Below are 24,740 nucleotides of genomic sequence, written 5' to 3' on the forward strand. Positions count from 1 at the left end.
GCCCTATAGTCATAACAAAAATAAAAGCCATTTCACCCATCAGTACAAGTGACGGGTAAAACGACTTTTAAGTTGCGCATGCGCACTATTATTTTCCAAAAGGGATTATAGGCCAGCTCCTGCTTTAAGCAGCTCGGCTTTGTCTACACGCTCCCAAGGAAGATCCACGTCTGTACGTCCGAAGTGGCCGTAAGCTGCAGTTTGAGCGTAGATTGGACGACGAAGGTCCAGCATCTTGATAATGCCAGCAGGACGAAGGTCGAAGTTGCTAGTGATCAGCTCAACCAGCTTCTCCTCAGACACTTTGCCTGTACCATACGTATCGACATTGATGGAAACCGGCTGTGCTACGCCAATTGCATAAGCAAGCTGGATTTCGCATTTGTCAGCCAGACCAGCCGCAACGATGTTTTTCGCAACGTAGCGAGCTGCGTAAGCAGCGGAACGGTCGACTTTTGTAGGATCCTTGCCGGAGAATGCGCCGCCGCCATGACGAGCGTAGCCGCCGTAAGTATCAACGATGATTTTACGGCCTGTAAGACCGGCATCGCCTTGAGGACCGCCGATAACGAAACGGCCTGTAGGGTTGATAAAGTATTTGGTTTGCTCGTCCAGCCATTCAACTGGAACAACCGGTTTAATAACATGCTCCATGATGTCGCTTTGGATTTGCTCCAGCGTTATTTCTTCCGCATGTTGAGTCGATACGACAATAGTATCTACACGAACTGGCTTGCCGTCTACGTATTCAATCGTTACTTGCGTTTTGCCGTCCGGACGGAGGTAGGCAAGCGTCTCGTTCTTGCGCACTTCGGACAAGCGGCGAGCGATACGGTGCGACAATGCGATTGGCAATGGCATCAGCTCAGGTGTCTCGTTAGTAGCGAAACCGAACATCAGACCTTGGTCGCCTGCGCCAATATCTTCATTCTCTTGCTTCATGTCTTTGCCATCGCGTGTTTCAAGAGCAGCATTAACGCCTTGAGCGATGTCAGCGGATTGCTCGTTCAACGATGTTAGAACGGCACAAGTGCTGGAGTCGAAGCCGTATTTCGCGCGTGTATAGCCAATTTCCTTAATCGTACGGCGAGCGATCGCCGAAATATCAATATAATCCGCACGGCTGCTGATTTCGCCAATAACAAGCACGAGGCCAGTCGCTACCGAAACTTCGCACGCTACGCGCGCATTAGGGTCTGCTTCCAGGAATGCATCAAGAACGGCGTCCGAGATTTGGTCACAAATCTTATCCGGGTGTCCCTCCGTTACTGATTCCGATGTGAATAAGTGGCGTCCTTTAACCGACATCCATATCAACCTCCTACAACCTTAGTATTAAATAAGTGCGAATGTTCTACACAAAAAACGAACCTTTCCCACGAAGGAAAAGGTTGTTAGACAACTCTTCTTCTAAAAATTTATGATACCGAAAATGTCGCTTGGTGTCAATGGACGCCTCATTTGCCAATTATAACTGGAAGCCCCCGTTTAACACCTGTTCAGCCTGCGCGACAAGCCGACGAGTGATCTCTCCGCCTACAGAACCGGCTTGACGAGTAGAGAGCCCTGACCAATGTACGCTTCCGCCTTGACCGGACACGGAGCCTAGCTCACCTGCAAACTCAGTATCGGCACCATTAGAAGAATATCCGCCTGTCATCAGACCGAATTCTGCTGCAATTTCGTATTTCATTTGGTTAAGTGCGGCTTTACAGTTGGGCACAACCACTTTATTGGAACGACTCATTATACATGCACCTCCGTGAGGAATGGATTACACCCCTATTGTGCATCCATCCTCTTGGCTTCAAGCGTATAACTTAATGGTACTTGGAGAAATTTATAGCATGTAAGGGATAAATATATACGACCAAAAAAAAGCTACCCCAATACATCATTGGGATAGCTTGTAGAACTTGCCTTTATTATTTGATTGTATAATTACCTTTTACGAGAACGGTCAGAATATTCGTCTCATTCGGGTGTCCTTGAATGCCACGGCCATCACGCGGGAACCATATCAAGTGATTCGTCGGCACGTCCTTGCCGCTCTTGATATCCACACCGCCTGTCAGATCCGAGATACCATTCGTATCGGAGCTATAGGCCACCGCTTTGCCTACGCGGACGACCACTTCAGCACCAGCTGAAGCCATCAGTGTTTTGCCTACAGGCACCTCTACGACCTCCAGCTTGACGCTGGCGCCAGTCTCCCCAGAGTTACCGTTATTATTTCCTGTATTGCCGCCACCGTTCAGCTTGGCAATCTGCTCGTCTACATAGCTCTTGGTCACAACAGGATCTTCAATCGTTCCCGGTGTAACGGCTGAGTTCGCTTCAAGCGGCTTCGCCAGAACCATTCCGGCCCAGACACCTGCTGTCACTAACACAGCCGCTCCCATTACTTTCAACATCTTCTGTTTCACTCTAGCAGTCTCCTCTCCGTCTAGTATCCTATACGTACTAGGATACTAGATTTCAGGGGGATTGGGTAGTTTAATCGTTTACTGTACCCCATTGCATGTTTTGCGATGCGATCAATGTTTTGAATCCTTGGAACGAGTCGTAGATGTTGATCGTGAAGCCTTTTGCGTACTCGTTTTTGTGAGTAACCAGTTGATTTTGGAATACGAACTCTTTTTGCAGCTTTTTACCTACAACCAGTTCGTCTTTGTTATTGTCTTTGCCAAGAGCCAGTTCTTTCGTGAATACGATATCTTTATAATCGTTATCCACAAATTCAAATATCAACTTGTGCTCTTCAGCAAATGCCCGATCAGCATCTTCCGATTCAACAAGATCATATTCAAATGAAACTTTTACGCTATCAATCGCATAGCCATCCGATGCATGCATAGTAGCTACAACATAACGAATGTCTAACGAGTTATTCATGAATCCAATCTTTTTCAAGTCTTTTTGTACTGCAATTTCTTTAATTGCATAATCTGTAAATACTGGCTTCACCACAGCGGTCCCTTTATCATCTGCCAGTTTAAAAGCTTCGCCAAAATAGAACGAAATCTTATCTTTCTCGAAGTTTCTAGGCACCTTCGTCCACGCTGAGATGACTACTTTGCCATTTGGCATCACTTTTTCTTTGTATTCACTGAATGTCAGATCGATAATCGAATCATTCTGATTCTGAATATAACCAGCTAATTGTGCCGGATTAATTGCTCTACGCTCTTTATTGGTATATTCAACCTCAGCATAGAAGAAATCACTACTAGTGCCTTTGTACAAAGCAGATTTTACAAATCTTACTTCAGCGCGTTTTCCGAGACTTGTAATGTTGTACGCTTCGTTGCTGCCTAGTTCTATAGCTTGAGTAGGCGCATCAACAGAGAAGATGTGAATTTGTTTTTCATTTTTCTTGTCTGCATCTGTCTCATTCATGACAAATTCGATTTTACTTATTACCTGCGTATAAGGCACCTCTGTGTAAGCAACTACTTTATAGCTTTGATTTGGTCCTACAGTCGTTACATCATCCAGAACAACAATTGTAGATTTCGCTGGATCAATTTTAACACCGTCTACAATGAAATGTCCGCCAAGTTGAAGCTTCGATTTCGCTTGCGTTGTAGTATTTTTGAAGGTAAATTCTGCTACGACCAGATCCGTTAGGTCGTTAGGCGTACGCTGGATCGATTCTTGTCTTACTTCATATCCATTGTATTGTGCAACTGCACTGCTTTGCTCTCCAGTTGCTGTTTTCACAGCTACGGCAAAATTGCTCAGGAAGCTGCTCTTGCTTTCTTCGCCACCATTTTTATAGAAAACAACAATCTCACTGGTCTTCAGAATACTGCTGTTCGGAATTTGTCCAGAAAGCTGAATCGATTGTTTGATTTTAGGGAGAAGTACTACTTCAGCGTCTGAATCTCTGGTTAATGGATAGAGGTAACCTTCTTTAGTTTTCAGATAAAATTCCAACGCAGGTAAAGGCAATTTTGTGGAACTTGTATTCTCCAAGACAAATTGAGTAGAAAGCTGTTCGTGATTAGCTGCTAAGCTAACAAAGCTGTCTCCTGCTGTAACGTTAAGTGTATTGCCACCCAGATACAACGCTTTTGTTACGTTTGGTTTAACTGCAACCGTTGGCTTAAGTGCCGGTAGATCAAATACACCAATTGGCAAGTTCGTTTTACTTTGCTCTTCCGTCGTAGACAATACTAATGAGAATTTGCTTGAAAGATTTTTCAATGGTATGGCTACGGAAAGTGTAATCATCTTGGTTTCGCGAGCTTTAAGCGTAATGTTAGATGTGTTCTTGTCGAATGCAAATACGCTTCCGCCATCAATTTGTGCAAAGTAGTTCACAGGAGTCAGGTCCACAGAACTTAAGGATAAATTCTCAAGTGAATAATCAACGGTCAAGTAGCCGTACTGGCTATCCTTGTAAAGCGTATACTGCTTCACTTGACCTTTTAGCTTATTATTGCCGAATAACATTTCTCTAACACCATATGAAGCGGTAGAACCTGTTCCCGAAGCGTTTAAAGTGCCTAATTTGTTCTCATAATTAGCACTTGAAAAATCCCATTTAATTAAATCAATGCTCAAATCAGCAAGCTTGGTTTGGTTATCCACAGATGCATAATATGTAAGATACGTGGTCCCCTTAGATGGTGCTGTTACTTTGGTTTTGTCCGTTTCTTTTAATTTGGTTGGATACGTTTTACCGGACTTGGACTTAATTTTTGCCCAATAATCCAGCAATTGAAGACTATTCGAAGAATCATTCTGGATCGCGATCGTAAAAGATGCTAGTTTTCCTTGTTCTTGTGTTACAAGCTGTGCATCATAAAGGATTGCTTGCACGTTAGAGGCGATAGTGGTGGTTGGTTTCTTAGATGTCGCAGTAGCTGCTGCTTCAATGCGATTATTCGGTGCAATCGTATATCCAATCAGCAGACTAAGTACTAGACATAGCTGTATGACTCGACTGCGCTTCTGAAAATAATGATTCAATGAGACCCCTCCTAATCTTGGTATTAAATTAGACGCATAAGCCGTTTAATTTGTTGCGTTTTACAAGAGTAATTTATTGAAAATAATAGAAAGAACCCCTTGGCATAAGCCAAGGGGTTCTTTCGTGTAGTTGTTAAGTCTTAGTCAACAACTTTAACTACGATGATGTAGTGTTTGTCAGCGATTTTCAGTGTCAGAGTTGCTTCACCTTTAACGCCGATGCTCAGATCGTTGTCTACTACAGTCAGGTCAGAAGAGATAACTTGAACTTTAGTAGCATCCAGTGTAGGGATGATTTGAACTTTGTCGCCGTATTGGTTGTAACCAACGAACACGCCGCCGTCAGCATCAGTACCGAACAACTTAGTAGTCAAGCTGTCGCCTGCTTTAACTGTTACAGCATTGTTGTTTTGGGCAACAGTGGATAGTGCTGGAGTAGTGTTAACTACTGTGAAGCCGATAGTTGCAACACGAGCGCTGTTTACTTTAACAACAACATTCTCGGATCCAACTTTAGCGCTTGTTACTGTTTGACCAGCAACAGATACTGCACCGCCAGTAGCGTCTGCATCTTCAAGAGTTACACCGCTGTTTACAACGGAAATGTAGTTGCCATTAACGTCTTTTTCGTAAACAGTGATTGTAGTGTTTGTAGGACCTTTACGCTTTTTGTCAGCTGTGTCAACGTTCAGGTCAAGAGCAGTGTCACCAGCAACTGCAGCGTAACCAGCGAAGTTTCCAGCTTTTACAAGGGAAACAGAGATAGTTCTTTCCATGGAGCCGTATTTCACTTTCAGGGAACCGGAAAGTGCTTCAGCGTCACTTGCGGAATAAGGATTCAGAACAATGTCAGCTTTACCGTCAACGATACCAACTGTTTGAACAACGTCTTTAGCAACGCCGTCAGCCAGTTTGTCTCTGTTGATGGAATAAGTAATTTCTGTTACTTCAGGAGAAGTAGGTTTGAATGTGTTGCCATATTGATCAAGTACTTCGAATTTAACTGTTTGAGCAATTGCGGAACCGATAACCAGTTTCGAGTTAGCTGCTTCAACTTTGATAGAAGTTGCTTTAGCTGCTGCTTTAACAGTGATTGTTACAGATTTGGAGATTTTCTTGTCGTCGCCGCCGTCAGCAGTCAGAACTACTGTTGCAGTACCAGCGCTTACTGGAGTTACCAGGCCAGCTTGGTCAACAACAACAACTGTTGGGTTAAGCGATCTGAAAGAAGCTGTGTATTGACCTGGGTCAACCACGTTGTTGCTTTGGTCAAGAACTTGGAAGCCCAGTACGCCAGTGTCACCAGCGAAGATGTCAAGCTTTTGGTCATCAATGTTGCCGATGCCTACTTTACCAAAAGAAGTTACTTGGGAAAGAGTTTCTTTAACGTTGATGATTGTGTTGCCAGTTTCGAAATCAGTGTTGTTCAGTTTAACGTTAACAACTGCGTAGCCAACGTTAACTGCTTCCAGATCACTTGCAACTTTAGTAGTGTCGGAAGTTTCGATAGTCAGGTCGCCAGGGATGCTGTAGTTAGCTGTAATGTCGTTGCCGTTAGCATCTTTAATTACAACTGGAACGTCAGAACCTTTAGCAACTGTTGTGCGAGCAAAACCAATGCTTGCTGCTGCTTGAGCAACATATTTGAAATCTTTGGAAGTCAGGTCAAGCGTGTAGTCGCCAGCTTTAGTTTTCAGGCCGTTAACTTCTACAACATACTCTTTATCGTTTGTAAGAGTGTCGATCAAAGTCAAAGTAACTTTGTCGCCTTCAACTGCTACTTTGTCGATAACTTTAATTGCGTATTGGTTGCCTTTTTCATGTACAGTGAAGTTTGTAGCTTTAGCAGCGCCAACTTCAGTGTTGAAGTCAAGAACAACAGTTGCACGGCTAGGAGCGATTACAGAGTCAAGAGTCAGCTCTTTAACTTCAAAGCCTTTCAGACCCAGGATTGTGCCCAGTTTCTTGCCAGTGCCAGTAACTTCAGTGTTCAAAGCTGTTACGATAACTTCGTAAGTAGCGCCACGAAGAGCGTTAGCAGCGAAGTCAGTGCCTTCAGCAACCAGTTTCTTTTCAACTGCTACTTTAGGAACGTCGTCATAGTCAGCTTCGATTTTCAGAGCGCGAAGAACGACAGCTGCGAAATGTTGGTTAGTCAGTGGAGCGTTGTAACCAAAAGTAGTTTCGGTTTTGCCGATCATCAGGCCTTCTTTTTTAGCCCACGAGATGAAACCATCGTAGAACGAGTTAGTTACATCAGTGAAGCCGTGAGTGTTAGCGTGCTCGGAAGCAGCTTTCTCTACGCCCAGAAGACGGGACAGAAGAACTGTCAAATCTTCACGTTTCCATTCTTTGTCTTCGTTAAGGTTTCCTTCAAGGTTACCTTTAATAACTCCGATTTCTTGCAGGTACTCACCAGCAGTTTGTTTCTCTGCTGCGGATGCTACAGCTGCGAACATGGAGAATACCATTGCGATCGCAACCAACAGGGATAAACTTTTCTTCATAACCTTTTTTTCTCCTCCTCTAAATTGCTTCGGTTGTTGAGAGTTTTGCTTGGATAATGAATTGCTCGTTTCCCTCATAGCCGATTCACCCCCTTCCCAGAGTAGAGCAGTAATTTGTATAAATGATGTCTACGCATGATCAACCCTATGTAATCTCATGTCGTAGAAACTTGTAAACCATGAAAGAATAGATGCTAGACTAGCTGCATCACTATAACATTATACAATGGGCTACCCGTACCGTAAAGAGGAACTTGTGAATTCATTCCATTTAAAATCGTTGCGCCCTCTCGACAACGTCATGTAATTAAACGTATGTCATCGTGAAAAGTTGCGATTCGTTCGGAAAAACTTTTCTGAGTTTTTTCTTAGACAAGCCGCGTCCTTAGCACGTTGTTAGTATAGCTTGTTCTATTCATGGAGTCGATGCAAAAGATTTTCCATGGATAAAAATGCTCTCTATAACTCTCGTACAAGCTCTATTGCGCATCAATGCTGAAAATTTTCGTAACATTGCACAAAAGAGGGATTGGCTCAGCGCCAACCCCTCTTCCAACACAGTAATTAATTGTATATCTTAGGAAGCTTCTTCATATCGTTCATCACGCGGGCCATAATAATTGCCGCATCGCTGCGAAGAAGTCTTGCTTTTGGATCGAATACGGATCCTTCTTTTGGATTTGTCGGATTAATGAGCTTGCCTTGAATAAAGTTTTTCTTTTGAATCGCTAGAACTGCAGGGATGGAGTAGAAATCGAAAGTTCCAGAATCCTTGAATATCTTATCCAGCGACTTCTTCGCTTTCGTCGCATCAGGCTCCATCTTCAGTTGAAGCGCTCTGGCAAGTATAACCGCCGCTTCCTGACGCGTGAGCTCCACATCCTCATCAAAGAAGCCAGGACGCTTGCCGTTGACGATACCTGCCCTTGCAGCCGTCTCAATATAACGGTAATCATAGATCGAGCTGGACTGATTTGCGTTCGTTATCGTCTCCGGATAATAGGAGAAATGCAGATCACCCTTGAAGTTTAACGGCAGATCCATAGCTCTCACGATCATACGGGTGAACTCGCCACGCGTAACGTAACGGTCTCCGCCGAACATGCCAACCGGATCAATGGCATTCATAATGCCTTTGGCGAAGATCGCTTCCATCGCTTCACGAGCGTACGGATGGTCCGTAATATCGTTAAAGCCGCGCGTCAGCTTAACGGCTACATAATAGCCGAACTTCGTAAACGGAACGGTAATGGTGCGTTTCTTCTCGTCTACAACACCGCCGATGTTTTCCCACTTACTGTTATAAGGGTCAAAACGGAATACCGTAATCGTCGTACCTGCACTTTGTACGACATTAGAGTCGTAGGTTAGCGTCAGTGAACCTGGCGCGCTTGGTACCAGTTCACGATCGAATTGTCCCCAGCGTGCTGCAAAGTTATCGGTGTACTTGTTCAGCAGGTTCGGGAACGGGAACGGATCTTGCCCCGTCGTAATCGGATCGTAAGCCGGGCTAGTCGGATCCGGATTATCAGCCAAGCCTCCGTCAATCCAGTAAAGCGGGCTTGCTTTAATAAATTGTCTTGCTTCATCCTGGAAGCGATAACCGATATGCAGGTTGCCTGCAGCTTGACTTGTCGCCGAGTAGTTCGGCGGCTGTCCTTCGTACAGATGCCTATCTACGATACCATCATTAGGATTCGCAATGGCAAACAATAAATCATTACCATTGTATACTTGCGTTGCATGACCAGTGGACGCGTTATATTCCGGTCTGATCAGTTGCGTGTTTTTGCTGAAGGTCAGCGTCAATGAATTGTTAAACAATTTGTGCGATGAAGCCATGGTCTCCATCATTTGTGCGCCTGGAATGTTCGTCGGCACATATTTGACGGTCAGCTCTTGCTTAATTGTATCCTCGCCGCGTGTAATCGTGAACGGAATTTTGGTATCCCTTCCCGCTCTCAAATCTTTGACTACTGCCCGGTAGGCTTCAATATAAGTCGTTCCGCCTCCGTTAGCTCCATAATCAACGAAAGTAACCGGCTCCGCTTTTTGCTTCCCGACCGTAATCGAATCGGCGCCTGGGGAACTGATAATAACTTCAACAAAGTTTCTATTCGTCACAAGCTCTTCTTTGACAGGCGATTTAATGCTGTACGGGATGGAAATTGGATTGATTTCCAGACGGTATGTGGCACGCGGGCCATTAACGCCGGCATTAAATACTGTGATTACATAAACCAAGGAACTGCCATCCTCCGGCATTACCTGGCTATTAATCGTAAAGAAGAAGTCCTGTGCATTCACATCATAATAGAATTGTACAGCTGCGTCAGGAGTGGATGGATTTTCTCCAGCTCCGTTAATCACATGATGGGCACTGCCCGGGTTTCCATCAATCGTAATAATATTGCGGTCTTTATCCGCCATCTTGAATTGCTTCGTCAAGTTCCAATTGACCGGGCTTTTCCAGTCCGGCGAATCAATGGTAACAATATAATCTTGCGGGTTTGATAATCTAGTTGGATCTACATTGGATTGAACGTTCGCAGGAACTGTACCCAGATCTACGAAGTCAAATGTGCCGTATACATCAAAATAGGCTTCTCTTGTTGTGTAGACAGACCCTTGCTTATTAAAGTTGGAATCTGCCGATACCGGCGGCCATTGGCCTTGCGAATACGGGTAGACGCCGTCCGAGTTAGGAGACGGAATCGTCGGCAGGTTCGTTGGAACGATGCTGAACCTTAGCGTGTACTCATAATTATTGCTCTTGGATGCAAAAACAAACTTGATCGTATTGTCGCCGGCTTTATTCAAGATGCCTGCAATAAATTGCTGCGTCGCATCAACGTTAAAGTTTTTCGGCTGGAACTTGGTCACCGAGCCCGGTTGCTGCTCTAATTCAACGGCCACGTTATTAATGTACAGGAACACAGACTGATCTGCTCCGGCATACTTAATTTCACCGTCATTGACCACATTGAACAATTGGCCCTTCAAGAAGCCCAACTGATTGAGAAGGCTTGCTGGCGTGCCGTTCACAGTATCAAACTTAACATCCATTCCATCAACGATGGCATCGAATTTCATATACGGGCCATACAGCAAACGAGCGATAACGTTTTTCGTCTCGTTGGATGCATTATTATGATTCAACTTGAACGTAATCGTATTGGAACCCGATGTAGGCAGTTTTTGAATTTCTACAAAAACGCGAAGGAATGAAACCTGCTCGTTATTGACAGTCTGGGTAACAATCTGTCCCAGCGGTCTGGTGCCTGATTCACCAACCAGCTTGTAGCTAAGCGCTGTAGAGTTCGGAACAGTACCTACCAGAATGTTGCCCACTAACGCATTAAGCTGGGATAGATCTTGTCCAACAACAGAGTTATAGTTGCCGATCAACAATTCCACGCCCATCGGCACAGAATATACGTCCACACCCCCGCTAGGAATATCCGTGCTTTGCAGGCTCAATACGCGGCTAATGTCTTTAGCACGCACCATGTTGGTATTGCCAGTAATGGCTTCTGTCATGGAGCCGTCGAAGCCCGTCAGGTAGTTAATGTCGTAGATATACGCTTTTGTATTGTCTCTAAGTGTAAAGTCGATCCAGGTCGACCAATCGAACTGGGTCAGGTTTGGTGCTTTGAAGCGAATACTGTTCTTCACATCGAACGACAAAGTCGGCATGTTATACGTAAAATCAACCGTGATGAACTTAGTCGTGCTATCAATCGTAGTTGGCGAGTAAGATACGGAAGCCGGGGTAAGGTCCGTCGCTACGCCTTGAATACGCATAGCTAGCAGCGCTGTTAGAGCATTTTTAAATACCACTGGATCTGTTGTCGGAATGGTGTTGTTTACAGTTCCGTTCAGATCATGCAGAGGCAAAGGAATAATCGCTGTGCCGGATACTTTAATGCCGGTTCCCGCATTGGTCGAGAAGTCCGTATTGTTTTGCAGATTAGACTCCTTTGGCGGGTTTGCACTGTTGCTGATCTTAAGGTCATAGTATGTAACCTCGCCATTATAGAAAGCGACTTGACGTGTCGTTTCTACAACTTGTCCACCGTTATGCACTTTGAACTTGATGTTGTTGATGCCTTTGTCAATCGTCAGCTGAGATGTGCTGAACCGGTTGTTGTTGTTGCCGGTCGACACATTGAAGTCGTAGCTGCGGCCGTTAATATCGATGGTTACCTTTGTAGCATTGGGCGCGCGGCCGGTAATAACGATCTGGCCTTGCTGCGTAATGTTCGGAGCTGTGGAATAGAGCATGGTAGGCCCTGTTTCCTTCATATCGTAATCCTGATTCTCGAAGGTTACCTTAAGGTCATACAGCATCGGATTGTCACGATATTCGATGTAGATCGATTCCGAGACAATCGACGTGCCTGCTATACCTTTCAGTGTAATCTTATTCATGCCTGGGAACAGGATGAGACTATTAATGCTAATTCGGTTATCGCCCGTCGTGGAGATCCCCGTCGTAATTTCTTCAGTCGTATTCAGTACTTCCTCTAATCCAGTGGAAGTCACTTGTTTGACATTATAGCTAATGGAACTGCCGACAACGCCGTTAATCGTACCGTCGATCTGAATCGTCTTCGTGGATACAATTCTTGCGTTGGCTCTTGTGTCATTCTCATTCGGGAACAGGAAATAGGCTCCCGCAGCGTTCGCCGTTTGCGGAGCCATGTAGGTTGGCAGCAACGTCACGATAAGTGCAAACGTCAAAAGTAGGGCTAATACTCTTTTCAAAACGGTGTTCCTCCTTTATGCGGATCTGTTCTTATGCTGCGCGTAAGTCAGCTGAACTACTTGGATCATACGGATTAGGTCTATAGTCATTGGATAGCATGTCCATAGGATGATGACTGACTTATAATCGTTCCTCCCTCTTCCTCCAAAGTCAGATATTCTCTCTTCCTGTTATAAGACGCACTGACCCAAGAAAAGTTCTGTATGTATTTTATCGGCGGCTAAAACTCAGATGTTTAGACAAGCTGGTAAATTACTGGCGCAATTAGGCTAATACTCCTAGAGAACAGGTATCCGGACATATAAAAAAGCCCTGTATCCCGAAGAATACAGAGCTCTATGTGTATAAGTGCGAAAATTATTTACCGCGCGACTGCTGCGTATCCACTTTCGCTATACGAACGCCGATGCGAGCCAGGAAATTGATGAGCGGACGCTTTGACTTGTCAACGATGCCCGTCAACTCGGCACCAATCTGCAAGAAGAACATCAGCAAGCATATAACCGCAAAAGTAATCCAATTGGCCGCGCTCGATTGTACGACAGCGGACTGAACAATGGCCAGGACGCCAAAAATTGCGGCAATTCCCCAAATGATCAATACCGTGCGGCGATGGCTGAAGCCAAGGTCCTGGAGCCTGTGGTGCAGATGCCCCTTATCCGGTGCAAAGATCGGTTTCTTGTTCACCCAGCGGCGCACAATCGCAAAGAATGTGTCCGAGAGCGGTACGCCGATAATAAGCAGCGGCGTCACAAAGGATACGATCGTCACCTGCTTGAAGCCAAGCATGGATAAGGTCGCCAAGCTAAAGCCCAAGAACAGTGAGCCGGAATCACCCATAAATATTTTGGCAGGGTGAAAGTTGAATACTAAAAATCCGATTATGCCGCCGAGCAACAACGTGCTAAGCAGAATAACTGGCTGGAAGCCCATCAGGGACGCCATCACTACAATCGTCGCAATGGAGATACCGGATACGCCAGCGGCGAGCCCGTCGAGGCCATCAATCAGATTAATGGCGTTCGTCACACCGACAATCCAAAGAATAGTAAGCGGAATACCGATCCACTCTGCGATCGGCTGCATGGTCTCGCCGAACGGAATGTTCACGAGATCAATCCGGACATCGAAGCCGAATACAACGACGCAGGCGGCTGCAATTTGCCCAAGCAGCTTAACCTTCGCTGACAGCTCGAAGCGGTCATCCAGCGCGCCAAGAATAATGATTATGGTTCCGCCGACAAGGAGCGCATTAATCATGTTCACATCGCGGGGGCGTAACAGTCCGTCCGGGATAAATGGCGAGACGGCCAAGAACGCGCCTACGAATGCGATATAAATGGCAAGTCCTCCGAGACGCGGCATAATGCGCGTATGTACTTTCCGGTGGTTCGGTTTGTCAATGGCACCAATCTTGAACGCAAATTTCTTCACAAGCGGCGTCATGGCAAGTGCTAATAAAAGAGCGATAATAAATCCCATCGTATACAAGAAGCCAACTGGCATGTGTACAACTCTCCTTTTCTGAAAACATAAGCAGTCTTGCCCATGAGCGAGTGCTCTGCTTATATTTCACCGGGAAACGGCGCCTTATTCGGCGACTACAGTCACCTGGGCAACCATTTGCTCCGAAGTGAATTATACTCCGTTCGAAAAAGAATTACCAACACCGTTTTCAACCAATTTTCATGAAAATACCGACATTATTGCGCCTCAGGACGAGGTTTTGTCACGTTTTCTTTGTTGCGGAGCACTTTCACGACGAATTTCGGCAGCGCAAGCATCCGCTTATAGCGGGAAGGCTCTTGGAATAAGCGATATAGCCATTCAATTCGGAGCTTCTGATAAAACATCGGCGCGCGCTTCAGCTTGCCGGATACGATATCAAAGCTTCCCCCGACACCCATAATAAAGGGCACGCCGAGACGTTCTTTGTACTGCGCATTCCAAGCTTCCTTATCCATACCGCGGGCAACGAAAAGCAGATGGGGCTTAAGCTTGCGAATCTCTTCCACAATATCCTCATCTTCATTTGGGCCAAAAAATCCGTTGCGGCAGCCCACAATACGGACCTGCGGATATTGCAATTGCAGCTTCTCGGCGGCAGCTTCAATGATTTCCTGAGTGGTCCCCAGCAAATAAGCTGTCCAGCGCCGCTTCTCTCCTTGCTCCATGAGCCGATGCATCAGGTCAAAGCCCGCTACACGCTCAGCGACGGGATTGCCTCCCGTCTTGGCAGCCCATACAACCCCCGCGCCATCCGGCACGATCAGGTCAGCCTTGCGTAATACGGCAGCAAATTCTGGTTTGTCCAAAGCTTCCATGACCATAATCGGATTCGCTGTTACGACATGCGTCAAGCGTCCATCCTCAATAGCCTCAGTAAGATAATGAACCGTCTCGTCCATGCTCATTTTCGAGAACGGTACGCCGAATATCGGCACGGTTGGCAGTTGTTTCGACATGAGGAAATCACCTCGATCTATATTGACGCAATATTTGCAAGATTTGTTGCGCGGGATTTTTTGCTTGTTGCTTTAACGTCTCGATTGCGGGACCGTGCTTGATTCGCCACTCCTCCGGCGCGTCAAGCAAATCGCACGCTTCGTCTGCGAATGACTCGGCATCCAGCGATTCTGTTGTTCCGATCGGACGCAGATTCAAGCGGTTCATAAATTGATCGATCTTAGGGTCGTACGACAGCCCAAGCATCGGAATTTGCTGATTGGCGGCATAGATTAGCGCGTGAAGGCGCATGCCGAACAAAGCGTCACAGCGGCTGACCTCCAGAAGCATCGCCTGGGGGTCGTCGCCAGGAGCGGCCAGCTCGGCGGAGCTTCTTTCGCCGAGCCGGCCGCTCAGCCGTTCCATCACCTCTTCCGACGTTACCCGGTCGGAGGGAGTGTGGAACGGCAAGAAGCGCAGCCGAACCGGCCTGCGCTTCGACAGCGCGACCAGCGCCTCGGCGGCGCGCGCCATATCGGCGCCGTCCTCACGCCAACGGCGCAGCGAGACGCCGATAATCGGCGGCGTCCCGTCCGCGTCCGCACGGGCGCGCGGCTCCCCTGACGGTGAACCCTCCGGCAGGGGTAGCCCCATCACCGGATCGGGCACGATATCGATCCGGTCCAGCGGGATGCCGATCCGCCCCAGCAGAGCGGCGGATTCCGCATCTCGCACCGACACATACTTGCTCCGGTGCATTGCGCTCCGGATCATAGAATCCATGGAGCGGCGATTGATCGGCCCGATTCCCTGTGCATAGGCGAAGGTCGGCTTGCCCAGCCACTGGGCAAGCTTCATGACACCAATGTAATAGGGAATCGTCTTCCCGCTCGTCACGTCCTGGAGCAAGCTGCCTCCGCCGCTGATCAGACCGTCGCAGCTACGGAGCGCGCGGAGTACTTCACCCGGCTTCATCCGGTGGAAGGACTCCACGCCATACATCGCTGTCGTCCATGCCGGGTCGGCGCTAAGCACGATAGGCTGGACAATTACGCCCTGCTTGTCTCCTTCATTCTTCAGCGCCAGAAGGATCGAACGAAGCACCGCTTCGTCTCCGCTGTTGCGGAAGCCGTAATATCCGGATATGGCTATGCGGAATATTTGCGAATCATTGGTGCCAGCCATTTGCGCCATGCTCCTTCCAATACGATCCAAGCCGCGATAAAGATCGCGCCGATGATAAGACCTGCGCCCAGGCCAAGCAGTGTGCGTACAATCGAAATATACAGCGGCGTATGAATGTGCGTGAACGTGCTAACCATCGTCAGCTGTCCGATCGCGCCCACAATGATTAATACCCATGCCGCGCGGTAACGAATCGCGAGGAACAGTCCAAGCAGCAGCGGCGGATGTCCCAGCATAAACTCTTTAAAGCGCGGACGAACACCGAACGTCGATTCCAGCCAATTGCGAATAATGAGCTCGATCCAGGAGACTTGTCCCGAGTTGCCTGTGCGGGACAGATAGTAGAAGCCTATCGCGCCTACGACAGCCGCAATAATGATCCAACTAACCAAGATCGGCTGACGAAGCAGCTTGGTCGCGCGCTTGATAACGCCACGGCCTTCATTGCCCTCATAAAGCAGGATGTACAGTGCGATAAGAGCAATAGGACCCAAATGCAATACGCTAACGCCTCTGAATTGCTCCAGCACCAGACTGTACGTAATATTGTTTAGCAAACCGAATACAAGCGGAACGGCCGTAAGCGAGATGCATGTCGCCACGATGAACCAGTTCAGCGCTATACCGATTCTGCGGCCAATAGACACGCTAGGGAATACCCATTGTGTCCGTTCTTCAGGTTCGTTAGCCGGATTCCCAACCGTCCATTCTTCGCCGCCAACCATGCGGCGCTCGCCAATCGTCCGGGAATAGATCCGGTTCATGACCCAAATGAGCGCCAGTGTCGGACCGCTCACCGCTGCTCCAAGCGCAAGCGCTTGCTCCATAAGCGAGCTGTTCAAAACGAACAAGCCTGCGGAACCGATTAAGCCAAGGATAAAGACCAGAATGGAGATATGCGGAATAAACGCGCTGATCAGCAGCGTAATTATCGCAATCGCTCCCAGCGCTACAATACCGCGCACCGGCTTCTCCCATGATGGCTTTTCGTAGGTAAACGCTTGGGCAATTCCCGAAGGGTAACCTGCCTCATCCAACTGGGCGATTACGCCATTAGGCCCGCTCATCGCAGTGGCAAGCTTGTCCACCGAATGATTCAGCAGCCCTGTATCCGCGCTGCCTTGATTCATCGTATTCAGGAAGAACATTCGAATATTGCGATCCTTGGCAGCCAGCAAGAAACGGTCGGCAATGCCTTCCTGCGTCATCTCTATGCTGTCTTCCGGCGACAGGGAGTAAAGCCTTGTCACATTATAATTTGTCAAATAAGCCAATTTATTTATGCCTTGCTGAGGTTTCTTCAAATTCTCAATCGCAATAAGACCGATGTCGTATTGCTTAAGCAATTCGCCGAAGCTGTCAAGGCTATGCAGCGCCGATTGGTCTGACACGCCCTTGGCCTTCTCTCCGTCGAATAGAACACGCGTTATGCCGTACGACTTAAGCCGCTCCAGCTGCGCTGCCGTACGCTCCGAATCGTAGGGTACCACGCGATCTGAGAAGCGCGGCAAAATGTGAAAGCCTTTATCCGTAAGCTCCTCAATGGTCATCGGATCAAAGTCGAACGTTTTCAGCACGGCTGCCGTCAGCGATTCTTCGATTATTAAACCGGGACGTCCATCGAACGACCAATTGCGGACCGGAACTTCCATCCGTCCATACGCTTCGCGCAGAAGCGGACCGATCTTCTCTTCTTCCACACGGCCGTTAAAGAGAACATAGGTATAGTTAACCCGCTCGTCCGGTAATTTTCCTTGCAGCAAAGCAGCATCTTTTTCATTGTAATACGTAAGTCTGCCCGCCTGCATGAGCTCCTTGAGCGAGCTCTCATACAGAGCCATTGTCGTAATGCCGGACTCTTTGAGCAAATCCACCTTTTCATTCAAAAATGTCTTGGGATTCGGACGAAGCTCCGCCACCTCCACAATATCCCGATGATCAAATACATACTCGATCGTATTCGATGATTTCTCCATCGCCATTCGCGATAGGCCAAGCGGCATGGCTGCCACTACGCCAATTAGCGTAATGACCCACAGCCACAGCTTTGCTTTCCGATTCCAACGCTGCCAACGCATGAGCACGTTAATCCTCCGTTCTATTCCTTGTTAAGCCAGTCCGTCCACACGGGACATAACCGTCTGCCGCAATTGCTGAAGCGCCGCAGCGGAAGCATCCGCCGACTCTTTCTTTACGCCAAAATAGATTTTAATTTTCGGTTCCGTGCCGGAAGGTCTCAGGCAGAACCATGAACCGTCCTCCAGACCGTATTTTAACACGTTCTCCGGACGAAGGCCGTCCAGACCGATTCCGTAATCCTGAACCGATACGACACGTACGCCATTGATGTCGACTGGAGGGTTGGAGCGCCAATCTTCCATAATCGCGCCGATCTTCTGCACGCCATCGAAGCCTTTCAGTGTGCGAGATTCAAGCGCCTCGAGATAGAAGCCATACTGCTCGTAAAGCTCCACTAGCACGTCATACAGAGTCTTGCCTTGACTGCTGTAGTAAGCGGCGGCTTCGCTGATTAACAAAGAAGCAACTACTGCATCCTTATCCCGTGCATATGTACCGGAGAGGTAGCCATAGCTCTCCTCATAACCGAACAAGAAAGCCCGTTCCCCATTTTTCTCGTATGCCGTCATTTTTTCCCCGATATATTTGAAGCCGGTCAGCGTATTTTCGACGCTCATCCCGTAAGAACGGGCAATATCGGCTCCCATCTCACTTGTCACGATCGTCTTGATGACCACGCCATTACCCGGAAGCAGCCCTCTCTCCTTCAGGATGCTAAGCTTGTAATGAACCATCAAAGCACCAGATTGATTGCCTGACAGCACAACATATTCCCCATTGCCGTCCTTGACGACCGCACCCATCCGGTCTGCATCCGGATCTGTACCGATAATCATATCCGCTGCTTCTTGCTTCGCCAGCGCAATGGCCAACTCGAACGCTTCCCGTTCTTCCGGATTCGGCGATTTGACCGTGCTGAAGTAGCCGTCAGGCTGCTCCTGCTCCTGGACGACGAGCACCTTCCTGAAACCAGCGCCGAAGAGCGCGTCGCGTACAGGCTTATTACCCGATCCATGCAGCGGCGTAAAGACGATGCCGAAGCGCTCACCCAGCTCACCTTGCAGCAGCTCACGGTTCAGGCTCTCGCCAACAACCGTCTCCGTATATCGGCGGTCCTCATCTTCCCCGAGCCACACAAGCAAGCCCTCTGATTCCGCAGCCCCTTTATTTGCACGTTGAATAACGCCAAAGCTGTCAATAGCCGCAATAGAGGCTATAACCTGCTCAGCGTCCTCCGGTATCAGCTGGCAGCCATCTGCACCGTATGCTTTGTAGCCGTTATATTCCGGCGGGTTATGGCTGGCTGTTATGACAATGCCCCCAGAAGCATCCAAGTCGCGAACAGCGAACGATAACTGCGGCGTAGGGCGCAGCTCCTTGAACAAATAGGCTTTAATTCCGTTCCCGGCAAGCACAAGAGCTGTGTCCAGGGCAAATTCCGCAGAATTGTTACGGGAATCGTAGGCAATGACGACAGAAAGCCCTTTCCCCTCGACGCGATTAGCCAGCAGCCAATTGGCAAGCCCTTGCGTCGCTTTGCCTACCGTATATGCATTCAACCGATTGGTGCCGGCACCCATCACGCCGCGCAGTCCCCCCGTGCCAAATTCAAGCTCGCGGTAAAAACGATCCGTCAGTTCCTTCTCGTCACCTGCAATAGCCCGCAACTCTTCCTTCGTCGCCAAATCGATTACAGGATCATTCAACCAGGCCTCATATCGAGTCTGGATGCTATCATTCGTCAGTTGGCTCACCCTTGACTACCTCTCCCTTGTCTATAGGATTCTTTATCCTTGCATAAAATCCACAATTATGAACGATCAGACAACGCAAACATAAGCTCGCCCTCTGCGACGACCTTATCTCCTACTTTAGCAGTAGCTTTTCCTTTGCCGATTGGCCCCTTCAGACGGGTAATCTCCACTTCGAGAATAAGCGTGTCGCCAGGCTTCACCTGATCGCGGAAACGGAATCCGTCAATTCCTGCGAAAAAGCCCAGTTTTCCTTTATTAGCCTCGACCATCAGCATAGCCACAGAACCAACCTGAGCGAGCGCCTCCACGATCAATACACCCGGCATAACCGGATAACCTGGAAAATGACCGGTGAAAAACGGTTCGTTCATCGTGACATTCTTAAGTCCTACGGCGCGTACGCCCGGTTCGACCTCCACTATACGGTCAATGAGCAAAAATGGCGGTCTGTGTGGAATGATTTCTTGAATTTGGTTAATATCCAGCATCATTATGACTCCTTCAACAATTCATAGTATAAAACGGTCCAATCTAAGCGAAACTAGTCTTATCCTTCATAACTCTGCAGATTATGGAGGTTAAGATAAGGGGGCTTGATCACCCTGACCTAAAGTGTCGGGATCAAGCCTCTTTCTGTTTTTATACTTGCTCTGTAGTTGTGTTATTCTCGCGGTTCAGCTCTTTATAAGACGCCAAATATACGAAAGAAGTTACGAACGAAAACGCAATAACGATCCACAAGTATGTATGGGCGAATGGTGCTTGAAAAAATATAAACATGATCGCAAAATAAAACATCACGGTCGTCAGCTTGCCCATCCAATTGGCAGGCACGGTCCGTTTTCCCCGAAAATGCGTCAATAGCCCTCCCGCAATCATTCCGAGATCGCGCAAAAACATAGCTCCCGCGGCCCACCAAGAGATATGGCTCGTCAGCAGCAATGATAAAATGACGGTAATCAGCATAAGCTTATCCGCCAGAGGGTCAAGCATCTCGCCAACCGTCGTAATTTGTCCGTATCTGCGGGCAATATAGCCGTCCATCACATCTGTGACACCGGCGGCGACCACGACGAGAAAAGCTGGAATCATGTGACCGCTAACAAATATACCAATATAGACAGGAATCAACAGAAATCGCAATGATGTCAGCAGATTGGGCAGATTCAAACGCAACGTTCACACTCCTCCTAGTCCCCGGAATGTCCCACCATGGTTCCCAACTATTATAAACTACCTATTCCAAAATGAAAACAAACACCGCTTGCCGCTGATAAAGAAAGGAATTGCACAAAAGGATTGTGCATGCTACAATACTGACTGACCGTTCAGTTTATGTTTTTCAAACGGTCAGTTCCCAAGGAAGGAGAGGCGTCTTGAACAAAAAGAAAACGCAAAGCGAAGAGACGAAATCGCGTATTATTGAAGCTGCGAACATCCTGTTTTCACAACGAGGCTATCATGCTGCTTCTATAGAAGATATCGCTTCCGCTACCGGAGTGAGCAAGGCCAATATTTATTATCACTTCAAAAGCAAGGAAGGATTATTCCTCACGCTGCTGGATCAATTCGAAACGGAATGGAAGTCGCTATGGGCAGAGCAGGAACAGCTCTATGAATCCACGACGGATATGCTTAATGGCATGATTGAAGCCGGACTGGAACGCGGATTCCATCATCCCTTGAACCGGGCAGCCAGAGAGTTTCTTGAGGAAGCCTGGGGCAAGAGCGAGGAAGGCTGCCGCCAAATCGCCATAAAGACAGAGGAGAATCGCGTATTTTACCAAAAACTGATTCAACGGGGCGTTGACTCCGGAGAATTCAAGTCGGTGAACGCCTCAGATCTTGGCCGCGTTCTGGAAGGCATGTTCCGCGGGCTTGGCGATTCCTCGCGCGATTTGAACCTGGAGGAAGCGATTCGGCTTTACCGTGTAGCGTTGGACGCTTTGCTTTACGGGATTAGAGCAACAGACCTTAGGAAAAACTAAATAAAGAACATTTGGATAAGGATTTGGAGGGTTAAAGCAATTATGAATACATCAGCAGCCGCATCTAGCGCGGCCCCGCAAGATCTGGGCAATATTAAGCGATTGCCTATACTGATTTCCCTAATAATCGGCGCGTTCTTCTCGATATTGAATGAAACGCTGCTGAACATCGCTTTTGTCGATCTCAGTATCGATTTCAACGTTGCCTATACAACCGTTCAGTGGCTGTCAACAAGCTATCTGCTCGTTGTCGGCATACTAATTCCGGTGTCCGCTCTATTAGTACAATGGTTTACGACCAGACAAATGTTTTTGGGCGCGATGACACTCTTCTCTATCGGTACGCTTGTATGTGCCCTCGCACCTGAGTTTTATGTTTTGCTGATCGGCCGTGTGATTCAAGCACTGGGTACCGGCCTTATGCTGCCGGTTATGATGAATACCATTCTTGTCCTCTACCCGCCTGAGAAACGCGGCGCAGCGATGGGCAGTATGGGTCTGGTTATTATGTTCGCTCCGGCGATCGGCCCTACGTTGTCGGGACTGATTCTGGAATCGCTGGACTGGCGCTGGTTGTTCTATCTGGTATTGCCGTTCGCGATTTTCTCCATCCTGTTCGCGGCCGTCTTCCTGAAGAACGTGTCCACGATCACTAAACCACGGGTAGACATATTATCCATCCTGTTATCAACTATTGCTTTCGGCGGTCTTGTATTCGGCTTCAGCAGCCTGGGCGAAGGCCACGGCGGCTGGTCCAGCGAGCGTGTCTACCTGCCTGTTATTGCCGGCGGCATTGCGCTGATCCTCTTCATCTGGAGACAGCTTGTCTCCAAAGAGCCCATGCTCGATCTCCGGGCATTCAAAGCGCCGATGTTTTCTTTTGCAACCGTGCTTATTATCATTGTTATGATGTCCCTGTTCTCTACGCTGCTGCTTCTGCCGATTCTGATGCAACAAGGGATGATGATGACTGCATTCGCAGCAGGCCTCGTCCTTCTGCCGGGCGGCATAGCCAATGGTTTCCTGTCTCCGATTACCGGCAAGCTGTTTGATAAATTCGGACCGCGTGCGCTCGTTATTCCAGGGGCAGCTATTCTTGTCGTCGTCATGTTCTTCTTCACCCAAATATCGCTCGACACCAGCAAAGGCTTCCTCATTCTGCTGCATGTCACGATGAGTATTGCGATGTCCATGATTATGATGCCGGCTCAAACGAACGGATTGAATCAATTAACGCCTAAGTTCTATCCGCATGGCTCCGCTATTATGAATACGCTGCAGCAAGTATCCGGCGCAATTGGCATTGCCTTCTTCATCAGCGTAATGACCACTAGCCAGAAGAACTATCTGGCAGACGTTGCTGATCCCATGTCCAAAGTTGAGCTTGCGAACTCCCTCAGCGTTGGTGTGAACAGCTCGTTCAAGCTTGGATTGGTGTTCGCCATTATTGCACTGATTATGTCACTCTTCATCAAACGTTCCGTCGCACCAAAGGCCTAAGGTATACGGATCGCATCATTCAGGCAAAGCTTGCCTGAATGGACTTGCCCGAATAGCTGCAGACGAAGCGCTTGACGGAACAGCGTTAACGATCGGTTTGCATGGAGCCCCGTTTAACGGGGCTTTTTTTGTGCACGTTGCGACCGCGGTCGCAGATTAATGCTATCTTCAAAACAAATAAAAAAGAGCTATTCATACAGTGTGTACACTGCATAAATCAGCTCTCTTGATTATATCGACTCGACATGTATGATTAGGATTCAGCGAAGACCAGGTCATACAGATGGCGCCAGGTTGCCCATTCGAATACATCGTTTTTGGAACCATCACCTAAAAACACGAAACCTACGTAAAGCCCGACGATCAGCATCACAATCATCACGATAGGTACAATGCTTTTGCGCAACATCCAGAAGGCAATTCTTGCCCACTTCGGAAATTTGTAATCCTCTTCGTCTTCCTCACCTGGCTCTTCATGCACGGATTTGCGGCTTTTCTCCTTTATCGGATCTGCTGCCTCGCCCGAATAACCAGGCTGGGTGCCGCCATGCCGCTGCGTACGGGAAAGCGTCGTGCTCATAGAGCCATAACGCAACGTTCTTCCCTCATCGCCATCTTTCTTCATGGTCCCGTTCTCGAATTCTCTGCGGCTCGCGGGGATTCGATCATCGGCCATACCTATCACCTTCATTCGTTCTTACGCGCGTATCGAGTTCGCAAGGCCCATCATCGTATCGCTGGACGATAAAGCTCTTGCTGCCAATTGATAAGCACGCTGAACATTGATAAGCTCCGTCGCTTCATCTACATACTCGACGTTGGACTGTTCCAGATAGCCTTGACGCAAAGCGATCCGATTATCCAGAGTTGGAGTAATCTCCTGAACAACATCGTCTACATTGATGCCCGTCGCGATCGCGAACAAATTATCCGCTACTGCCGTCAGTGCGGCCGGACGGGTTGCTTGAAGCAATTTGATGCTGCCCAGATTAATCGTACCTGCAGAAGATACGCCAAGCACGGTTCCGTCAGCATCGACACGGAGATTATAGCCTGCTGGCAACACAATATTCCCTTCGACGATATTGCCGTTGCCGTCAGGGATATTCGCGATAACCGGATAGCCATTTTCCGTTGCCAAAATCGTATCACCGTTTGCCGCCATCGTCAACTGGAAGGCTCCGCTGCGCGTATAGGCACGGTTGCCCGCTCCGTCTACTTGCACTTCAAAAAGCGCATTTCCTTCGATCGCCAGATCCGTCGGCACGCTCGTTTCTTTCATCGGTCCTTGGGATAAATTCGGCTGAATCATGGTCAGCTTGGAGCCCCAGCCCTGGCTGAAATCAAGCGGCGTCAGCCTGCCCGGCTGACTGAATGTATCAGGTTGTCTCTTGACATTATTAAGCAAATCCTCGAAGGTCGCTTCCTTCTTCTTGTAGCCTACCGTATTGACGTTAGCCATATTGTCAGCGATGAGGTCCAGCTTCTGTTGAAGCGCGTTCATCGATACCATCGCATTGATCATGGATGCATTCAT

At 48.1% G+C, this 24,740-nt stretch carries 17 protein-coding genes; 2 read left to right on the plus strand and 15 right to left on the minus strand.

Annotated elements, in window-relative coordinates:
• Nucleotides 1–105: 105 nt before the first annotated feature.
• From metK to AC0YNW_RS24655, 13 genes are all read right to left on the minus strand, one after another.
• A complete protein-coding gene (gene metK / locus AC0YNW_RS24595) occupies nt 106–1,308 on the minus strand; it encodes a methionine adenosyltransferase (RefSeq protein ID WP_387478756.1) in 1,203 nt (400 codons plus the stop codon).
• A 160-nt stretch (nt 1,309–1,468) separates the two neighbouring features.
• The gene (locus tag AC0YNW_RS24600; protein WP_387478753.1) at nt 1,469–1,747 is read right to left on the minus strand and encodes an alpha/beta-type small acid-soluble spore protein; all 279 of its coding nucleotides are present in this window, start codon (nt 1,745–1,747) and stop codon (nt 1,469–1,471) included.
• A gap of 178 nt (nt 1,748–1,925) precedes the next feature.
• Nucleotides 1,926–2,426: a hypothetical protein gene (locus AC0YNW_RS24605; protein ID WP_475834170.1), complete on the minus strand. Its 501-nt coding sequence runs from the start codon at nt 2,424–2,426 to the stop codon at nt 1,926–1,928.
• A gap of 70 nt (nt 2,427–2,496) precedes the next feature.
• Nucleotides 2,497–4,977, minus strand: a complete 2,481-nt coding sequence (locus tag AC0YNW_RS24610; RefSeq protein ID WP_475834171.1) for a hypothetical protein — start codon at nt 4,975–4,977, stop codon at nt 2,497–2,499.
• 140 nt (nt 4,978–5,117) lie between these two features.
• The gene (locus AC0YNW_RS24615; RefSeq protein ID WP_475834172.1) at nt 5,118–7,562 is read right to left on the minus strand and encodes an Ig-like domain-containing protein; all 2,445 of its coding nucleotides are present in this window, start codon (nt 7,560–7,562) and stop codon (nt 5,118–5,120) included.
• A gap of 486 nt (nt 7,563–8,048) precedes the next feature.
• The gene (locus tag AC0YNW_RS24620) at nt 8,049–12,251 is read right to left on the minus strand and encodes an S-layer homology domain-containing protein (protein ID WP_475834173.1); all 4,203 of its coding nucleotides are present in this window, start codon (nt 12,249–12,251) and stop codon (nt 8,049–8,051) included.
• A gap of 358 nt (nt 12,252–12,609) precedes the next feature.
• Entirely contained in the window at nt 12,610–13,758 is a 1,149-nt protein-coding gene (locus AC0YNW_RS24625; RefSeq protein WP_387478739.1) for a glycosyltransferase family 4 protein, read from the minus strand.
• Nucleotides 13,759–13,955: 197 nt separating this feature from the next.
• Entirely contained in the window at nt 13,956–14,717 is a 762-nt protein-coding gene (locus AC0YNW_RS24630; RefSeq protein ID WP_475834174.1) for a WecB/TagA/CpsF family glycosyltransferase, read from the minus strand.
• Nucleotides 14,718–14,724: 7 nt separating this feature from the next.
• Nucleotides 14,725–15,882 carry a polysaccharide pyruvyl transferase CsaB gene (csaB, locus tag AC0YNW_RS24635; RefSeq protein WP_475834175.1) on the minus strand — a complete coding sequence of 386 codons (1,158 nt, stop codon included), beginning with the start codon at nt 15,880–15,882 and terminating at the stop codon, nt 14,725–14,727.
• Entirely contained in the window at nt 15,846–17,960 is a 2,115-nt protein-coding gene (locus AC0YNW_RS24640) for a DUF5693 family protein (RefSeq protein WP_475834259.1), read from the minus strand. Before AC0YNW_RS24640 ends, csaB begins: the two co-directional genes overlap by 37 nt.
• Nucleotides 17,961–17,990: 30 nt before the next feature.
• Nucleotides 17,991–19,706, minus strand: a complete 1,716-nt coding sequence (locus AC0YNW_RS24645) for a phospho-sugar mutase (RefSeq protein ID WP_475834260.1) — start codon at nt 19,704–19,706, stop codon at nt 17,991–17,993.
• A gap of 65 nt (nt 19,707–19,771) precedes the next feature.
• Entirely contained in the window at nt 19,772–20,203 is a 432-nt protein-coding gene (fabZ, locus tag AC0YNW_RS24650; RefSeq protein WP_387478898.1) for a 3-hydroxyacyl-ACP dehydratase FabZ, read from the minus strand.
• Nucleotides 20,204–20,354: 151 nt separating this feature from the next.
• A complete protein-coding gene (locus tag AC0YNW_RS24655; RefSeq protein ID WP_475834261.1) occupies nt 20,355–20,885 on the minus strand; it encodes a CDP-alcohol phosphatidyltransferase family protein in 531 nt (176 codons plus the stop codon).
• 206 nt (nt 20,886–21,091) lie between these two features.
• Here AC0YNW_RS24655 and AC0YNW_RS24660 point away from each other — a divergent pair, with 206 nt between their 5' ends.
• Nucleotides 21,092–21,703 carry a TetR/AcrR family transcriptional regulator gene (locus AC0YNW_RS24660; RefSeq protein WP_475834176.1) on the plus strand — a complete coding sequence of 204 codons (612 nt, stop codon included), beginning with the start codon at nt 21,092–21,094 and terminating at the stop codon, nt 21,701–21,703.
• A gap of 42 nt (nt 21,704–21,745) precedes the next feature.
• The gene (locus tag AC0YNW_RS24665) at nt 21,746–23,203 is read left to right on the plus strand and encodes an MDR family MFS transporter (RefSeq protein ID WP_387478728.1); all 1,458 of its coding nucleotides are present in this window, start codon (nt 21,746–21,748) and stop codon (nt 23,201–23,203) included.
• A gap of 253 nt (nt 23,204–23,456) precedes the next feature.
• On the opposite strand, the gene AC0YNW_RS24670 is transcribed toward AC0YNW_RS24665, so the two are convergent.
• Both AC0YNW_RS24670 and AC0YNW_RS24675 read right to left on the minus strand, forming a co-directional pair.
• Nucleotides 23,457–23,879 carry a DNA-directed RNA polymerase subunit beta gene (locus AC0YNW_RS24670; RefSeq protein WP_475834177.1) on the minus strand — a complete coding sequence of 141 codons (423 nt, stop codon included), beginning with the start codon at nt 23,877–23,879 and terminating at the stop codon, nt 23,457–23,459.
• 21 nt (nt 23,880–23,900) lie between these two features.
• Complete coding sequence (locus AC0YNW_RS24675) at nt 23,901–24,740, minus strand: flagellar hook-basal body protein (protein WP_475834178.1); 840 nt, start codon at nt 24,738–24,740, stop codon at nt 23,901–23,903.

The sequence above is a fragment of the Paenibacillus sp. J31R120 genome, assembly GCF_056269225.1.

What these genes read in the sequence shown, in the direction of transcription:
- metK (WP_387478756.1), bottom strand. Translation starts at nt 1,308, where the DNA reads ATGTCGGTTAAAGGACGCCACTTATTCACATCGGAATCAGTAACGGAG.
- AC0YNW_RS24600 (WP_387478753.1), bottom strand. Translation starts at nt 1,747, where the DNA reads ATGAGTCGTTCCAATAAAGTGGTTGTGCCCAACTGTAAAGCCGCACTT.
- AC0YNW_RS24615 (WP_475834172.1), bottom strand. Translation starts at nt 7,562, where the DNA reads ATGAGGGAAACGAGCAATTCATTATCCAAGCAAAACTCTCAACAACCG.
- AC0YNW_RS24625 (WP_387478739.1), bottom strand. Translation starts at nt 13,758, where the DNA reads ATGCCAGTTGGCTTCTTGTATACGATGGGATTTATTATCGCTCTTTTA.
- AC0YNW_RS24630 (WP_475834174.1), bottom strand. Translation starts at nt 14,717, where the DNA reads ATGTCGAAACAACTGCCAACCGTGCCGATATTCGGCGTACCGTTCTCG.
- csaB (WP_475834175.1), bottom strand. Translation starts at nt 15,882, where the DNA reads ATGGCTGGCACCAATGATTCGCAAATATTCCGCATAGCCATATCCGGA.
- AC0YNW_RS24640 (WP_475834259.1), bottom strand. Translation starts at nt 17,960, where the DNA reads ATGCGTTGGCAGCGTTGGAATCGGAAAGCAAAGCTGTGGCTGTGGGTC.
- fabZ (WP_387478898.1), bottom strand. Translation starts at nt 20,203, where the DNA reads ATGCTGGATATTAACCAAATTCAAGAAATCATTCCACACAGACCGCCA.
- AC0YNW_RS24665 (WP_387478728.1), top strand. Translation starts at nt 21,746, where the DNA reads ATGAATACATCAGCAGCCGCATCTAGCGCGGCCCCGCAAGATCTGGGC.
- AC0YNW_RS24670 (WP_475834177.1), bottom strand. Translation starts at nt 23,879, where the DNA reads ATGGCCGATGATCGAATCCCCGCGAGCCGCAGAGAATTCGAGAACGGG.
- AC0YNW_RS24675 (WP_475834178.1), bottom strand. Translation starts at nt 24,740, where the DNA reads ATGAATGCATCCATGATCAATGCGATGGTATCGATGAACGCGCTTCAA.